We start from the raw sequence: 15128 nt of genomic DNA, 5'->3' as shown, positions 1-15128 counted from the left end.
GAGCGGACTTAAAAATCTCCTTGGGCCCTCAAGTGGGGTCTAGTTTCATAGGGTAGTTGGGGCGCCCCGGTCTTTCGAGACCGGGGCGACTTCCTTTTACGGGGTAAGCCTTTTCTGTGCCTGCCTGAAAGCACTGGGGCTGGTTGTACGAGGCCGGGGCGAGGTCTTGCGACGGTACGATGAATCGTATGTTCTGCGGGAGCGTGTTTGCTTCCGTTGGTATAGTGCCGGGGGGAATGTCTTCCTAGTTCTGGAAGAGGAAGGCGGAAAGCGCTGGGAGTGCGAGGCTGAGCCAGCCGATGGCGAAGAGCTGGTCGGTGGTCATTCTGTGCCTGTAGCGGTCAAGTACCTGAAGGCAGGCTGCACCGATGGCGATGGTGTAGTAGAAGCACCTTTCGTATGGAGGCATGATGTTTGCCAGGATGAGGCAGGCCAGCAGGAGCGCCAGCAGGAAGACGGGCAGCAGGCCGACGATGCGGTTCTGTTCCTGTCCCTGTTGAAGCCATGCATGGCGGCTCAGGAGGTGGAGCATGACGAGTGCTGCAAAGCAGAGGGTAGGCGGGAAGAGGATGATGTTCGCAATGGGGGCGGTGATCGAGTAGTACCACGCGGGAGCGGAGCATGCACCGGCAAAGCTGAGGGCGATGAGTGCGGTTTGCAGGATTCTGTTTTTCCAAAGGTAGGGTACCATGAGGGCCAGCGCTGTGCAAAGAGCCGGGATGGAGCAGAAGGTCAGCAGGCCGATGCCGACCTGATACAATCCGAGCCACAGGGCGGCTAGGAGTGCTGCGATGATGAGGTAGGCCAGAGGAATGAAGCGTGCCTGATAGAATTCCGGCCGCCAGCAGGCATGAGGATCGCTTTTGTAGATGATGACTTTGAGCATGCGCATGATGAGGACGAAGCCCCATACGCAGACGCAGAGGAGGAAGAGCGGCTCTCCCGGCAAGCCGATGATCCAGAGCATTTTGGAATAGGCCAATCCCCATGCGAGAGCAACGAGCATGATGTCGAGGCCCCACAATTGGGGTCGAATCCACCACGGCGCGTTGTTTTCAAATGGATGCACAACGATGACATGATGGCTTTTTGTACGATGGAATGCAAGGGGGAGGATTGTCATGAGGATGGATACGCATTGCATCCGCCGGAAAAGGGAGTATGATGCGGTCATGCAAGACGGCACTTCTCCTTTGTGTATAGCCGGGCGCATGTTTTCTTCGCGCTTGTTGGTCGGTACAGGTAAATTTTCTTCGCCCGATGTGATGAGGGATGCTCTGGAGGCTTCGGGTTCGGAGGTGGTGACTGTGGCTTTGCGGCGTGCCGATTTGACGGGCAAGCATGATCCTGCCGCCAATATTCTGGAGTTTATCGATCCCGAGAAGTTTTTGATTCTGCCGAATACCAGCGGTGCAGCCACTGCCGAAGAGGCAGTGCGGCTGGCTCGGCTGGCGGTGGCTGCAGGTTTGCCGAACTGGATCAAGCTGGAGATTCATCCGGATCCGCATTATTTGCTTCCCGATCCGATCGAGACGCTGAAGGCTGCGGAGATTCTGGTGAAGGAAGGTTTCGTGGTGCTGCCTTATATCAATGCGGATCCCGTGCTGGCCCGACGCCTGCAGGATGTGGGGACGGCCGCGGTGATGCCGCTGGGCGCTCCGATCGGCACAAATCACGGGATGACGACGCGTGAGCAGATCGAGATTATTATCGAGCAAGCGAGTGTGCCCGTGGTCGTGGATGCCGGCCTGGGCGCACCCAGCCATGCGGCCGAAGCTTTGGAGATCGGCGCCGATGCGGTGCTGATCAATACGGCGATTGCGGCTGCCGGCGATCCCTGCGCGATGGCGCAGGCTTTTGCCTTGTCCTGCCGTGCGGGGCGTATGGCGTATGAAGCCGGGCTGGCTTCTTCATCCCGCCGTGCCGTGGCGACGAGTCCTCTGACTTCGTTCCTGCATCAGTAATCCCATTTTTTTTAACGGAAGCCCCGCTCCTCAATTTTAGAGGAGCGGGGCTTTGTGCGTTTTTCCTGTATGGGAAGCTCTGGTTTTATTGTGCGACGATGTTGATTTCGGCGGCTGTGGCCCACGGATGGTCTGCATGGACGGGGGAGAGGGCATCGAATTTGAAGTAGCGCGCTTCTACGGGTGCATCGAAGTCGATTTTCTGTTCTGCCGGGTCTTTGCGAATGTAGTGGTAGGTGAATTTGCCGTTTTTGACGGGTGTCCACGTTTTGCCGTCGTCGGAGATGGAGAAGGCGTAGGTTTGGATGAGACCGTTGGGAAGGTCGGTGCGAGGTGTGTAGATGAATCCGGTGAATTTCTGTTTCCTCCCCATGTCGACGGCGAGGGAGTGGGGGTAGCCCGGGAGGCCGTTGGTGTAGGAGGTGTGCCAATATGTTTTGGGGTCTCCGTCGATGGCGTAATGGGCAAAGCCCGTATCCGGCTCTTCGGATGAGGCGGAGAGGATTTTCCAGTCCGATCGCGTGGCTGCCGCATGGAAGGCGCGTTCATACGGTACGGATGTGTCTTTGCCGTTGGCCGCCCATGCTTTGACGGTGCCTTGTTCCAGCGTGAACGGAGTCTTGTATTCCTTCGTTTCGCCTCCGTTGATGGAGTACATGAGTTTGCATTCCGGCGTGGAGGAGGTGAGTGTGATGCGGTTTTCCTCGTCCCGGTCGATGACGGGCGTGTGGGGAACGGTGGATTCGGAGACGCCCATGCCGTTTTTTTCGGCCATTTCCTTGTGCCATGCCATGACTTCGACCTGGTTCAGGACGGAGAGTGTGAAGCCCAGTGCGGTGGGTTTGCTGAGGGTCTGGTATTCCACCATGGGGCGGGGGCCGCAGGAGGCCCCGCCAAGGCCCATCTGGAAGGCATCCACATTGACGACGACTTTGTCTTTGTTCGGCAGGTTGTCGAGGGAGCGCGCCTTGTCGAGTTCCTGCGCGGTGTAGTAGTTGACGGAGGTTTCCAGCAGGTCGGAGCCGGACGCTGCGCCGACATAGAAGAGTTCATCCGCAGGCGCCTTGCCGAGGCCGAGCCAGGTGACGTCCGTGCGGTTGCCCATTTCCTGCGGGCGGGAGTAGGGGAAGAACATGTCGTCAACAGTGGTGGAGAAGACATCTTTCCATGTGGATGTTTTGCGGTCGCAGTAGTTGTCCCACGGGCCGCGGCCATAGTAGGAGACGTGCCGGAAGAGGGCGGGCATGCCCCATGTGAAGCCGAGGCGGGGCAGTTCCACTCCTTTTTCGGACGGGTAGATTTGTGCGGATACATCGATGCAGCCGGGGCGCGTGACGGTCCAGACGATGCGGTAGCGGAACTGCAGGGGCGAGCCTTCGGTTTCCATGTCCGAGACGATGCGGACAGCTCCTCCGGGGAGTTGTTCACTGGTCATAGCGAGGCATTTGCTTTTGATGTTATGCAGTTTGAGTGTGTTCATCCACTTGCCGCGGATCCATGCGTCATTATCCACGGGAGCGCGGAAGGCCTGCAGGCGTACGGGCATGCCGGGGCAAATGAATTGTTCAGCGCCCCACTGGAAGGATTCCAGCATGCCGTGGGCGAATTCGACTCTGAAGTTCGGTTTGTCCGCTTCTTCGGGGCGGCTGACGATGATGCGGTTGTCCGTGGTTTCGATATGCAGGTTGACGGTGCCGTCTGTTTTCTTTCCGCTGCCGATGTAGTAGTTGTCCGCGGGGCCGTCGATGTAGGCATAGGCTTCCGCATGGTTGACGGCCGTTTCAAGATCCTGCGCATCGGTGGGATCGATGTTGCCGTTGGGTGATCCGAAGCTGCTGTTCCTGACGAGGACGAGAGCCGGCACCTGTTCCAGAGGGATGTTGGCGGAGGCTCCGGGTTTGAGGGTCGGCAAGGATTTGGTGATGATTTTTTTGTCCACGCCGAGGCCCAGAGGGATGATCTGGAGGGTGTAGCCCGACATGGTTTTGTGGAAGTGTTTGTTGGTGACGGCGAGCGTGCCGTTTTTATGCTGGAAGCCTACGTATTGGTATACGTGTTTGACTTCCTTGATTTTGGCGGTCAGTTCGCGGCTGCCGAGGATGATGCCGTTGTCGCAGAAGTTGTTCTGGTTCGGTTTGTCGCCGAACATGCCGCCGTAGGCAAGTGTGCGCGTGGCAAAGGGGGCGACGCGGTATTGGCCGTCCTTTCCTTTGCTGGCATGGAGGGATTGGTCGACGAAGTCCCAGATGCAGCCGCCGATCATGCGGGGCGAGCTTTCGAAGGCATCCATGTATTCCTTGAAGTTGCCGAGGGCATTGCCCATGGCGTGGGCATATTCGCAGACGAAGTAGGGGCGGGAGGTTTTCTGCGTTCCCCATTGGAGGACGCGTTCGACGGGCGGATACATGCAGGAGTCCATGTCCACGGCGGGGTGGCCAGCGGGGAATTCGCAGTAGTGCAGGAGGCGCGTTTTGTCGTAGTCGCGGATGGCCCGGGAGGCGGCTTCGAAGTTCGGGCCGTTGCCCGATTCGTTGCCGAGCGACCAGAAGACGATGCTGGCGTGGTTTTTGTCCCGGTGTACCATGCTCATGTTGCGTTCGACATGGGCTTTTTCCCATGATGGTTTGCGAGAGATGTCCATGGCGCTGCCGCGTATGCCGTGGGCTTCGCAGTTGGCTTCATCCATGACGTAGATGCCGTATTTGTCGCACAGGTCGTAGAAGTACGGCTGATTGGGGTAGTGGGAGCATCGAATCGTGTTGATGTTGTGCGATTTGATGATGAGGATGTCTTCGAGGATCTGCGCCTTGGGGATGGCGCGCCCATAGTCAGGAGAGGTTTCGTGCCGGTTGACGCCTTTGAATTTGACAGGTTGACCGTTGATGAGTACGGCTCCGTTTTCCGCCGTTTCGACGCTGCGGAAGCCGATGTTGAGTTTGCGGATGTCGTTACTGCCTTCGATGCTGTAGGAGACCTGATAGCGTTCCGGTGTTTCGGCTGTCCATGCCTTGATTTTCGGAAATTCCTTTTGCCAGTTGACGGTGGTTTCTTCGCCCGCGGGAATGGACGGAAGTTCGACGGTGAAGGTTCCCAGTTCCTGTCCTTCATTGGACGGGTTGTACATGCCTTGGCCGAAGGGGCGGTACCATGAGTAGGTTTCTTCGATGCCTTTGATGGTGATATTGACTTTTTTCCCGGCGGGGATGTTTTCCTTGCCGGTGTTGCGGACGGTGATGTCGGCATCAATGGTGCCCGTCGTGTATTCCGGTTTTTTCAGTCCTGCGCGGAAGAAGATGTCGCGCACGTGGAGATTGGGCTGGGCGAAGAGGGTGACATCCCGGAAGATGCCGGAGAGGCGGAAGAAGTCCTGGTCTTCGAGGTAGGAGCCATCGCTCCAGCGGTAGACTTCGACGGCGATGGTGTTTTCTCCGGGCTTAAGGTAGGGAGTGATGTCGAATTCGGAGGCGGTGTAGGAGTCCTGCGCGTAGCCGACTTTTTCGCCGTTGATCCATACATAGAAGGCGGATTCGACGCCGTCGAAGCGGAGGATGACTTGTTCGTTCTTCCAGTTTTCGGGGACGGTGAAAGTGCGCCGATAGGAGCCGACGGAGTTGCGTTCTTCATAGGCGGGCCAATCCTTGGGTGGTTCTCCCATGACGTAGGGGGGATTGGGCTTGAAGGGGTAGGGTACATTGGTGTAGATGGGGGTGCCGTATCCGGCGAGTTGCCAGTTGGAGGGCACTTCGATGGTGTCCCATTCCGAGACGTCATAATCCGTTCGATGGAAGTCGGCCGGACGTTTGTCCGGGGTCATGGAGAAATGGAATTTCCAGTCTCCGTTCAGGATCTGGATGCGATCGCTTCCCGGCATGATGGAGGCTCGGGGCGGTTCCGTGTTGACTCGTGTGATTTGTTCGTTTTCCCAATCGTGGCGCGGCTGTTCCGTTGTTTGGTCGGCCATCGCAATACTGAGGAGGCTCGTGATGCTGCAGAGGCAATTTCGGCAGAGAGGCATTGGCGTATATTATCATGTAGTGCCTGTATGTCAATGATAAAGTGGGAGAATGAGGGGAGTGGGGGTGGCTCCCGGATGTGCTTTCTCTGTAAAAAGCGAAGCGCTCCCTTGAAAAAGGGAGCGCTTCACTGTAAAAGCTCGGAAATGATTCAGGCTTCGATTTTGCCAACGGTTTCCTTCAGGGTCTTGCCTGCCTTGAATTTGACAACAGAACGTGCAGGGATGGGTACATCCTTGGCAGGGTTTTTCGGGTTGCGCCCAACTTTGGCTTTCACGGTCTTGACCTGGAAGGTGCCGAAGTTGCGGATAACGACACGGTCACCCTTGCCGAGGCGCTTTGTGATGATTTCGACGGCTTTCTGAATGACGTCGAAGACATCACTCTGAGTGAGGTCGGAGTGGGCGCTGATCTGATTAACGAGATCTCGTTTAGTTAATGTCTTAGCCATGTTGTATGATGAGGTGTTTGTGCTAACGCTAGGAGAGATATAGCTCATTTTTGAAGCTTTGTCTCGCAAAAAGTGAGGCTGTATCGCTTTTTTTTGCACAAAATCGAATTTCTGCGTAATTCGGGTGTTTCGAGTTCATTATTTCCTTGACCTCCTGGTCCGGAAAGGCCATTACTCTGCTGTTCGCATGAGTTCCATTTATTCAACGGTGATCGGTGACGACGAGGCGGCGAAGCTGCTCCGGGTGTTGCAGGAGGGAGGATATGAGCCGAAGGAGGTGCCATATGCGGCCTTCGCGTTTACCCGGCCGGGCGTTTCGATCGCTTTTTATACCAAGAGTAATAAGCTCGTGGTGCAGGGGAAGGGTACGGAGGAGTTTCTTGAGTTTGTGCTTGAACCCCGCGTGACGGGGATTCGCCACCGTACCGATTCGACGGTGGCGGCCGGGGTGGCGGGAGCGAGAAAGGTTGCCGTGGATGCCACGCCCCATTTCGGGATTGATGAGAGCGGCAAGGGTGATTATTTCGGCCCGCTGGTGATTGCCGGCGTGTATACGGATGGCGCGATTGCGGAGAAGCTGGCCGCTGCCGGAGTGTGCGACAGTAAGCTGGTGAAGAGTGCGGCGGCGATCAATCGACTGGCTGCGAAGATCGTGGCGGTGCCGGGGATTGCTTTCGAAGTGGTGTGCATCGGGCCGAAGAGGTATAATGAGATTTATGCGGAGATGGGGAATTTGAATCGCCTGCTTGCCTGGGGGCATGCACGGGTGATTGCCGCTTTGCATGAGAAGGTGCCGTCCTGTCCGCGGGCGTTGAGCGATCAGTTCGCCAATCCGTGGGTGCTTCGCAAGGCTTTAGGTGCACGCAAGGTGCCGATCGAGCTGGAGCAGAAGACGAAGGCTGAGAGCGATGTGGCCGTGGCGGCTGCTTCGATTCTGGCTCGCGAGCGTTTCGTTCGCTGGTTGAAGGATGCCGCCGCCGGCGGGCAATGCGAGCTGCCGTTGGGCGCGGGGCCTCATGTGGTGAAGGCTGGGAAGGCGTTTGTGCGGCAGTACGGGGCGGATATGCTGGGGCAGGTGGCGAAGTTGCATTTCAAGACGACGGGGCAGGTGCTGTAATGGTTTTGGAGCCACAGGCGGTTCCGGGTGATGGGAGCAGGAAGTCCGGCAATCGGCCGGATTGATATGGATGAGGATGGCGAGGGACGGTTCCAGGGGTTCTTTGTGGCGTATGCCGTTGCAGATTTTTTGATCCGGCTGTGATTCAAAGATGAAAAAGCCGCCTTCCCGGGTGGAAAGGCGGCTTGAAAGCGATGTGGCTGTCCGGTCAGTCGCCGAAGGAGATGCCGAGGTCGCGCGCCGTAGTGACGAGCTGGCAGTGGGGGTCGACGAGGTTGAGGGTTTCGACGGCTTCTTCGATGGGAACGGAGGTCATGGATGTGCCTTGCAGGGCAACCATGCGGCTGAATTTTCCCTGCTCGATGAGTTCGACGGCGGCGGATCCGAAACGGGTGCCGAGGACGCGGTCGAAGGCGATGGGGGAGCCGCCGCGCTGCAGGTGGCCGAGGATGCAGCAACGGGTTTCGATGCCCGTGGCTTTTTCCAGGTTGGCGGCGACGAGGTTGCCGATGCCGCCGAGGCGGACTTCTCCCTTGGTTTCAGCATCGAGGGTGTAGAGGGTGTCGCCGATTTTGGCTCCTTCCGAGACGATGACGAGGATTTCCCTCTGGCCCTGTTCCTTGCGGCGCATGATGTCCGCAACGACTTTGTTGAGGTCGAAGGGGATTTCCGGGAGGAGGATGACGTCCGCACCTCCGGCGATGCCGCCATGCAGGGCGATCCAGCCGGCGTGGCGCCCCATGACTTCGATGACCATCATGCGCTGGTGGGCGTTGGCCGTGGTGCGGATGCGGTCAAGGGATTCGGAGACGACGGCAACCGCGCTTTGGAAGCCGAAGGTGTAGTCGGTGGCTTCGAGGTCGTTGTCGATGGTTTTAGGGACTCCGACGACGGGGAGGCCGATTTCGGAGAGGAGGAGGGCGGTGGATTGCGAGCCGTCTCCCCCGACGACGACGAGAGCGTCGAGGCCGAGCCTGCGGACGGTGGCCTTGGTGGCTTCCAGTACGGAAGGTTCGATTTCGCCTTTTTGGCCTACCCCTACTTTGATGGTGAAGTTGCCTTTGTTGACGGTGCCGAGGATGGTGCCCCCCATGGCGCGGATGTTGCGGCATGAGACGGGGGTGAGGGTGTCGAAGCGAGGATTGTCTTCGGTGGAGAGGAGTCCTTCAAAACCGTCGTGGAAGCCGATGACGGTCCAGCCGCGGCGCGATGCTGCGCCGACGACTCCTTCGATGACTGCGTTCAATCCGGGGCAATCGCCTCCGCTGTTCAAGATGCCGATGTTCATAAAATATTTAGTACGCGAAGTCCGAGCTGACTCCGGAGGGTGCGGGCTGCGTTTGCACAGGCTGCTGCTGGATGTTGGGTTGGGCAGGTCTGCTGCCGGAGGCGTGGACGGGTTTGGAGGGGAAGCGGATGAAGTCCTTTTGGTTGGCGTAGGATTCTCCTGCGCGCTGCCATGCATCCCATTCGCGCCAGCCGTCGGTAACGAGCTGTTTGGCGAAGGTGAAGCGGTTGGATTGTCCGGCGTCGGGCATGCCGAGGATGACGATGATGAGGCGCTGGTTGTAGATGCCGGAGGTGCCGGCCGCATTGGTGCGTTTGACCGGCTGGCGGGTGGCGGTGATGAGGGCGCAGGGGCCTGCTGCAAGGGAGTTGGCGGTTTTGATGCCGTCGATGCCGTCCACTCCGATGAGGGGGTTGGTGTTGTTGACGATGTGTTCCTGTACGCCTGCCGGGGTTTCCACCGCGATCTGACGGGATTTCTGGCGGGCGATGAAGGGGAAGACGTCGTTCTGCATGGCGTACATGCCGAGCAGAGCCATGTCCACGGCGCAGGATTCGGATCTGCGGCCGGAGACGTCGAGTCCGTGCGGGCCGACGAAGGATGTGCGTACCATGCCGATGCTCTGCGCGAGTTTGTTCATTTGCGCGACGAAGAGCTGGATGGGGTCGCCGCCGCCTGCGCGGAGGGTGAGGTCGGCTCCGACGTAATGGGCCAGTGTGTAGGCGGATGCGCTGTCGGCGGCCAGTACGGTGGAGAATACGGCGTCACGCAGTTTGATGCGGTCGCCGGGGCGAAGGTTGAGCGGATTGGTTTTTTTGATGGATTGTACGGCCATCGGGACGGTGATCGCCTGGTCGAGGCTGATGCCTCGGCGCTGGATCCAGTCGAGAGTGACGAGTGCGGTCGCAACCTGCGAGAGGCTGGAGATAGGGCGTACCTGCTCGGCATTGCTGGACCAGAGGACTCGGCCCGTGTTGACTTCCAGCGCAAGGTAGCTTGTTTTTTCGGATGAGTTCTGCGCCTGCGCGAGGCTTGCGAGCCCCACGGCGGAGAAGATCACAATGAGTAGTTTTTTCAACATGGTCATGGATGTGCTGCGATTGTAGGCGAAAATTCGGATTTGAAAAGTCTAAATTCCATGTGATGCATGGAACGGGCTGCTTTTCAGCGTCATGGAAGAGAAGTGGCTGCCGGGTGCGGATCGTCCGCTCCCGGCAGCATGCTGGTCAGAAGGCTCCGCAGTAGTGGGCGCAGGTCCACATGGCGCGGGGGTGGTGGAAGAAGGATTTCCACAGGCTGCCTTTGAGGGTGTTGGCCGGGGAGCCGTCCCGGTTGCAGTAGCCGAACCATTCTCCGTATTCGGCGTCCTGCAGGTGGGAGAAGGACCAGTTTTTGATTTTTTCGTGCCAGTCGGCGTATTTCTGGTCGCCCGTCATGATGTAGGCGAGGCAGGTGCCGATGAGTGCTTCGTCGTGAGGCCACCAGAATTTCATGTTGTGCCAGTATTCTTGGACGGGGCCGCCGTAGACGTCTACGAAGTAGAGGAGGCCGCCGTGCTGTTCGTCCCAGCCGCGGGCGAGCGACCAGTCGATCATGTTGCAGCCGATTTCGATGAGGCCGGGGTCGTTGCCGCGGTGGCGCGCTTCTTCAAGGATGAACCAGCCGCCTTCGATGGCGTGGCCGGGGTTGAGGGTGCGTTCGTCGAAGTGGTCGATGATGCTGCCGTCCGGTGCGACGGTTTCCATGACGGCTTTGATGTCCGGCTTCAGGAAGTAGGTTTTGAGGTCGTCGATGCAGCGGTCGATCCATTCGGTGTAGTAGCGGTCTTCATCTCCGAGGAAGCGGCGCAGTTCCTGTGCGGTGACGATGGCGATCATGCGCGGGCCAAGGCCGATGGCCGGACGGTTGCCGGTGCTTTTGGGCACCATTTTGCCCGGGGTGAAGTTGATGTCCGTGAAGATGTCGAACCAGTGGCGGGCCTTGCGGGCGGATTCTTCGTTGCCGGTAGCTTTGGCATGGGCGGCGAAGGCGATGGAGGCGAAGGATTCGCTGAAGGCGTAGCGGCGTTTGCGGATGGGGGTGCCGTCCTGCGCGACGTGGAAGTACATGCGGCCGTCTTTGGGGTCGATGCAATGGTCTTCGAGGAATTTGAGCGCGCTTTCCGCATATTTCAACCAGTCGGGGTTCTTTTCGACGGTGTTGTACATGGTCAGCAGCATCCATGCCATGCGTCCCTGAGCCCAGACGGATTTGTCGGTATCGACGACGGTGCCGTCGCGGTCGAAGCAATGGAGAAGGCCGCCGTGCTGTTTATCGTAGGCGCGGGGGAACCAGAATGGGACGACGTCTTTCAGGAGCCTTTCCTTGTAAAAATGGCCGAGTTGTTTGATGTCCATGGTGAGAAAGAGGTGGTGCGCCCGCCCGGAGTGGTTCGGGTGGGCGCAGGGGGAGGGAGGTTATTTGGTAGCCCAGTCGAAGAAGCCGATCGCGGTGAGTTCGTTTTTGAGTTCGATCTTGGCTGTTTCGCTGAGGTTGCCCATGGGGAGGCGTGCCGGGCCGAGATCGACGCCGTGCCAGCCCATGACGGTTTTGGCAGCGCTCATGTATCCCTTGGAAGCAAGGATGTTGATCATTTTGACGGATTTGAGCTGGAGGTCGCGAGCTTTGGCGATGTCTCCGGCGTTGAAGGCGTCGATGAGGTCGAGGTAGAGTTTCGGCGCGAAGTTGAAGGAGGAGCCGACTGCACCCTGTGCGCCGGTGGCGAGGGCGCCGAGGAACCATTCGTCCACGCCCCAGGGGAGGTCGTACTGGCCGTTCTTGTAGTTCAGGGCGTCGATGTAGAGGGCGAGGTCGGGGTTGGTGAATTTGATGCCTGCGAAGTTCGGGATTTCCTTTTCCGCCAGTTCCATGAATTTGACGGGGTTGTAGGAGACGCCGGTGAGTACGGGGATGTCGTAATAGTAGTACGGCAGGTTCGGTGCGCCGGCGGCCGCATGTTTGCAGCAGTCGACGAGGAGCTGGAGGCTGCCGGGCTTGAAGTAGCAGGGGGCGTTGTTGCTGGTTGCAACGGCTCCGTGTTCCTGAGAGTAGGCTGCGAGTTCCTGTGCATCCCAGACGCTGTTGCCGCCGGTGTGGGTGATGAAATCGATGTCGTGTTTTTTGCTGGCTTCTCCCCAGGCTGCGATAATCTCTTTGCGTTCGGTGAGCTGCATGTGGGCGGATTCGCCGGTCGATCCGGTGATGAAGGCGAGTTTGATGCCCTGTCCGGCGAGGAAGCGAGCCTGATTGTCGACTTCGTTCGGGTTGACATTGCCATCGGCCAGCATGGGGGTGTGCGTGGCGGCGACGAGTCCGTGGAGTTTGAGGGATGTAGTGATCATACGATGAAATGCTAAGGTGATTTCGCGGTGAAGTATAGTCTTTGCGTCGCGTGAGGACAAGCCTCAAGTGAGGGGATTTGCAATGTTCGTGTCGCGGATGGGCAGGATGCCGTGGACAGAAAGAAAATCCCCGCAGAACCGTGAGGTTTGCGGGGATGGAAAAGATGCCGGCAGGTGCTTCAGAACGGGATGTCGTCGTCGAATTCTTCGGCAGGCGGCGCCGGGTTGTTCTGGCGCGGCTGGGAGTATCCGGACGATTGCTGGTCGTAGTTGTTGTTCTGCTGGCGGTTGTAGCCGCCGTTCTGGTTGCCGTAGTTGCGCTGTTGCTGGGGGGCTCCGTTGCCTCCTCCGTCGCGGGGGGAGCCCATGAGCTGAAGGTTTTCGGCGACGACGCGCAGTTTGGATCGTTTTTGGCCGGTGGCCTTGTCGTCCCATGTGTCGTACTGGAGCCTGCCTTCGAGGAAGACGGGGCGTCCCTTGGTGAGGTACTGGGCTGCGATTTCGGCTGTCCGGCCCCAGCAGGTGACGTCGACGAATGTGGTTTCTTCGCGACGGTCGCCGTTGTTGTCTCCGGAGACGAAGCGATTGATGGCGAGGCGAAGTTCCGTGACCTGCGTGCCCTTCGGGGTGGTGCGCACATCCGGGTCGGCGGTCAGGTTGCCCATGAGAATGACTTTGTTGTAATTGGCCATATGATGAATGAAATGCGGTGCGAGTGGCTGGTGGAATGCGCCCGCCCCGTCGGGTGCTTTTGGCGCATTTGATGGATGTATCATAAGAGTTTTCGATGCAAAGGCAAGCTTAAAAAGTACGGTCCGGCATTTGTGGCGGTTCCGGGGTTTTCGGGATGCGGTTTATGTTATGTCGTGACGCCGTATTGTCCACCGTGCTCTTCTGGTGTTGAATGGCTGTATGCGGGACGGGTATGATCGTGATAGCATGGGGAGTCCCGCGTTGCGGGTCGGCCTGGTGCTGCTGCTTTCCTGCCTGTTGCATGGAGGGGCGTGGTGGTGGCTGCAGAGCTGCGGCGTGCCGGGTATGCCGCCGGAGCGCAAGGCGGCCGTGCGTGAGAAGGGAGCCGAGTTTGATTTGGATTGGCTGAATCGGGTGCTTCCGCTTCGTCCCGAAGTGGAGCCGAAGCCTGTGGCGGCGGTTGAGGAGAGGAAGGAGGATGTGTTGAAGGAGGAAGAGAAGAAGAGCCGGTTGCCCGAGTGGTTGAAGACGACGGTGTGGCAGAGGTCGCCGGTCAAGCCGGATCGCGTCGATTTTATCGGAGATCGCCATACGGTTGCGTCAGGCGGGCCCAAGGCTCCGAACGATGCGGTACTGCCCATGCCTGCTGTGGATGGGCGTGAAGACCGTGATGAGCTGGTTTTGTTCGATCAGGAGCGGCAGGACGGAGATCCGGAGACGGAGGGTGCGGAAGGTGTGCCGGGTGCGGATGTGCCGGTGCCTGTGCGCCCCGTGGTTCAGGCGGGTCCGGCAGTTCCGGCAGTTCCGCAGGCCGAGCGCGATCCGAAGGTGTTGACCGATCCGGATGCTGCGCCCGGTACGGAAGGGATTCCAGGACGCGGCGTGAAGGATGGGGATGCTGCCGGGAGGCCGGACGGCGAGGGAGAGGACGACCGGGAGCAGCCGAAGGATGCCGGGGTGCCGGAGAAGGCGGACGGCCTCGGCGAGGCTATGGCCAAGGCGCTGCGCGAGGGGGATCCCCATTTGCCCGATACGGAGAAGGCAAAGCCTTTGCCGGGGGTGGACGATGCGCCCGTGCAACCGGCTGTGCCTGCGCCTCCGACAAAGCCGAGAGTTCGCCCGGTGGTGTATGATCCGTCGCTTCCGATGTCGTCCCAACCCGGGTTCCGCACGCATGAGCGGCGTACCGTTTCCCGCGGCAATTTTTCTTTCGGCAGTCGTCCGGCCCTGAATGTGGCTTCGACTCCGCTGGGGCGTTACGAGGCGTTGATTTATCGCCGTATTGCCGCCAAGTGGTATCCGCTGACGGATTCCCACCGTGGGGATATGAAGCCCGGTTCGTTGAAGGTGCGGATTCTGATCAATGAGAAGGGGTATGTCGTGAGTCTTGATTTGTTGCAGCGAGTGGGGGCGGGAGCCATTCAGCAGTCCCTGACGTACAGGGCCATCCGGCAGGCGGAGCTTCCGCCGATGCCGCCCGAGGTGAGGGAGGCGATCGTAGGGGATATGCTGGAGCTGTATTTCAATTTCTATTTCGACTGAGTTTTATTCCATTCACCATACAAATCCATTATTAATCGATTATTCCAATGAACATCAATCAATTCTTCGTTGAGGGCGGTATTTTCATGTATCCGTTGCTGGCCTGTTCGGTCGTTCTTGTGGCGGCCGTGCTGTACCATATTCTGGTCAATTTGCGCATGGGCGGCATTTCGTCCGATCTGATGCGGTTGTGGCAGGAGGTTCGGGCAGGGGACAAGGCGACGAGGCGGACGTTTCTCGAGCGGATCGTGCGGAGGCGCACGGTGGCGGAGCGTCTTTTGTCCCTGATCGTGACGCATGCCCGCGTGGACGAGTCCGAGTTGCGTGAGCTGGTTCAGGCTCGGGCCAAGGAGGAGTTCGTGAATCTGGAGGCGGGGCTGTCCACGATCGAGACGATTGTAAATATCGCTCCGATGTTCGGGATTCTCGGTACGGCTTCGGGGCTGGTGGAGGTGTTCGGCGCATACGGTTCTTCGACGGATCAGGATAAGATCGCGCAAGGTATCGCGCAGGCATTGAATACGACGATTACGGGGCTCGCGATTGCTGCTCCGGGGGTGATTGCCGCGTCGTATTTTACGCGGAAGCTGGCAAAGCGCGCCGCCCGGATGGAAGCGTTGATGAGCGAGGTGATCGCTTACCGCTCTTGTCTGGAAGAACGTTGAACCGGGAGATCGAAC

The 15128-nt window shown here is 58.9% G+C and carries 12 protein-coding genes; 4 read left to right on the top strand and 8 right to left on the bottom strand.

Annotated features, from left to right (window positions below):
• Positions 1-244: 244 nt before the first annotated feature.
• A complete protein-coding gene (locus PYTT_RS03670; RefSeq protein ID WP_156850320.1) occupies positions 245-1006 on the bottom strand; it encodes a hypothetical protein in 762 nt (253 codons plus the stop codon).
• A 205-nt stretch (positions 1007-1211) separates the two neighbouring features.
• Here PYTT_RS03670 and PYTT_RS03665 point away from each other — a divergent pair, with 205 nt between their 5' ends.
• A complete protein-coding gene (locus PYTT_RS03665; protein WP_281241777.1) occupies positions 1212-1964 on the top strand; it encodes a thiazole synthase in 753 nt (250 codons plus the stop codon).
• Between the two features lie 85 nt (positions 1965-2049).
• Here the strand turns inward: PYTT_RS03665 and PYTT_RS03660 are convergent, their stop codons facing one another.
• Together PYTT_RS03660 and PYTT_RS03655 are read right to left on the bottom strand one after the other, a co-directional pair.
• The gene (locus PYTT_RS03660; protein WP_071133274.1) at positions 2050-5925 is read right to left on the bottom strand and encodes a glycoside hydrolase family 2 TIM barrel-domain containing protein; all 3876 of its coding nucleotides are present in this window, start codon (positions 5923-5925) and stop codon (positions 2050-2052) included.
• A 203-nt stretch (positions 5926-6128) separates the two neighbouring features.
• On the bottom strand, positions 6129-6428 hold the full coding sequence (locus tag PYTT_RS03655; RefSeq protein ID WP_067776786.1) for an HU family DNA-binding protein: 300 nt from the start codon (positions 6426-6428) through the stop codon (positions 6129-6131).
• A 187-nt stretch (positions 6429-6615) separates the two neighbouring features.
• Here PYTT_RS03655 and rnhC point away from each other — a divergent pair, with 187 nt between their 5' ends.
• The gene (gene rnhC / locus PYTT_RS03650; protein ID WP_067776789.1) at positions 6616-7545 is read left to right on the top strand and encodes a ribonuclease HIII; all 930 of its coding nucleotides are present in this window, start codon (positions 6616-6618) and stop codon (positions 7543-7545) included.
• A 208-nt stretch (positions 7546-7753) separates the two neighbouring features.
• On the opposite strand, the gene PYTT_RS03645 is transcribed toward rnhC, so the two are convergent.
• The 5 genes from PYTT_RS03645 to PYTT_RS03625 all read right to left on the bottom strand — a co-directional run bounded on the left by PYTT_RS03645 (position 7754) and on the right by PYTT_RS03625 (position 12905).
• Positions 7754-8833, bottom strand: a complete 1080-nt coding sequence (locus PYTT_RS03645) for a 6-phosphofructokinase (RefSeq protein ID WP_067776792.1) — start codon at positions 8831-8833, stop codon at positions 7754-7756.
• Positions 8834-8840: 7 nt separating this feature from the next.
• On the bottom strand, positions 8841-9920 hold the full coding sequence (locus tag PYTT_RS03640) for a D-alanyl-D-alanine carboxypeptidase family protein (RefSeq protein ID WP_071133273.1): 1080 nt from the start codon (positions 9918-9920) through the stop codon (positions 8841-8843).
• A gap of 139 nt (positions 9921-10059) precedes the next feature.
• A complete protein-coding gene (locus PYTT_RS03635) occupies positions 10060-11229 on the bottom strand; it encodes an AGE family epimerase/isomerase (protein WP_067776798.1) in 1170 nt (389 codons plus the stop codon).
• 60 nt (positions 11230-11289) lie between these two features.
• Positions 11290-12213, bottom strand: a complete 924-nt coding sequence (locus tag PYTT_RS03630; RefSeq protein ID WP_067776801.1) for a dihydrodipicolinate synthase family protein — start codon at positions 12211-12213, stop codon at positions 11290-11292.
• 179 nt (positions 12214-12392) lie between these two features.
• Positions 12393-12905: a single-stranded DNA-binding protein gene (locus PYTT_RS03625; protein ID WP_067776805.1), complete on the bottom strand. Its 513-nt coding sequence runs from the start codon at positions 12903-12905 to the stop codon at positions 12393-12395.
• Positions 12906-13152: 247 nt separating this feature from the next.
• On the opposite strand from PYTT_RS03625, the gene PYTT_RS03620 reads away from it, so the two are divergent.
• Both PYTT_RS03620 and PYTT_RS03615 read left to right on the top strand, forming a co-directional pair.
• Positions 13153-14448 carry a hypothetical protein gene (locus tag PYTT_RS03620; protein WP_141675850.1) on the top strand — a complete coding sequence of 432 codons (1296 nt, stop codon included), beginning with the start codon at positions 13153-13155 and terminating at the stop codon, positions 14446-14448.
• Between the two features lie 47 nt (positions 14449-14495).
• On the top strand, positions 14496-15113 hold the full coding sequence (locus tag PYTT_RS03615; RefSeq protein ID WP_067776811.1) for a MotA/TolQ/ExbB proton channel family protein: 618 nt from the start codon (positions 14496-14498) through the stop codon (positions 15111-15113).
• The last annotated feature ends 15 nt before the right edge of the window (positions 15114-15128 follow it).

The organism is Neoakkermansia glycaniphila, assembly GCF_900097105.1.
Taxonomy (GTDB): domain Bacteria; phylum Verrucomicrobiota; class Verrucomicrobiia; order Verrucomicrobiales; family Akkermansiaceae; genus Akkermansia; species Akkermansia glycaniphila.
The sequence above is the reverse complement of the archived record's forward strand: the minus strand, read 5'-3'. Positions and strand labels throughout refer to the sequence as shown.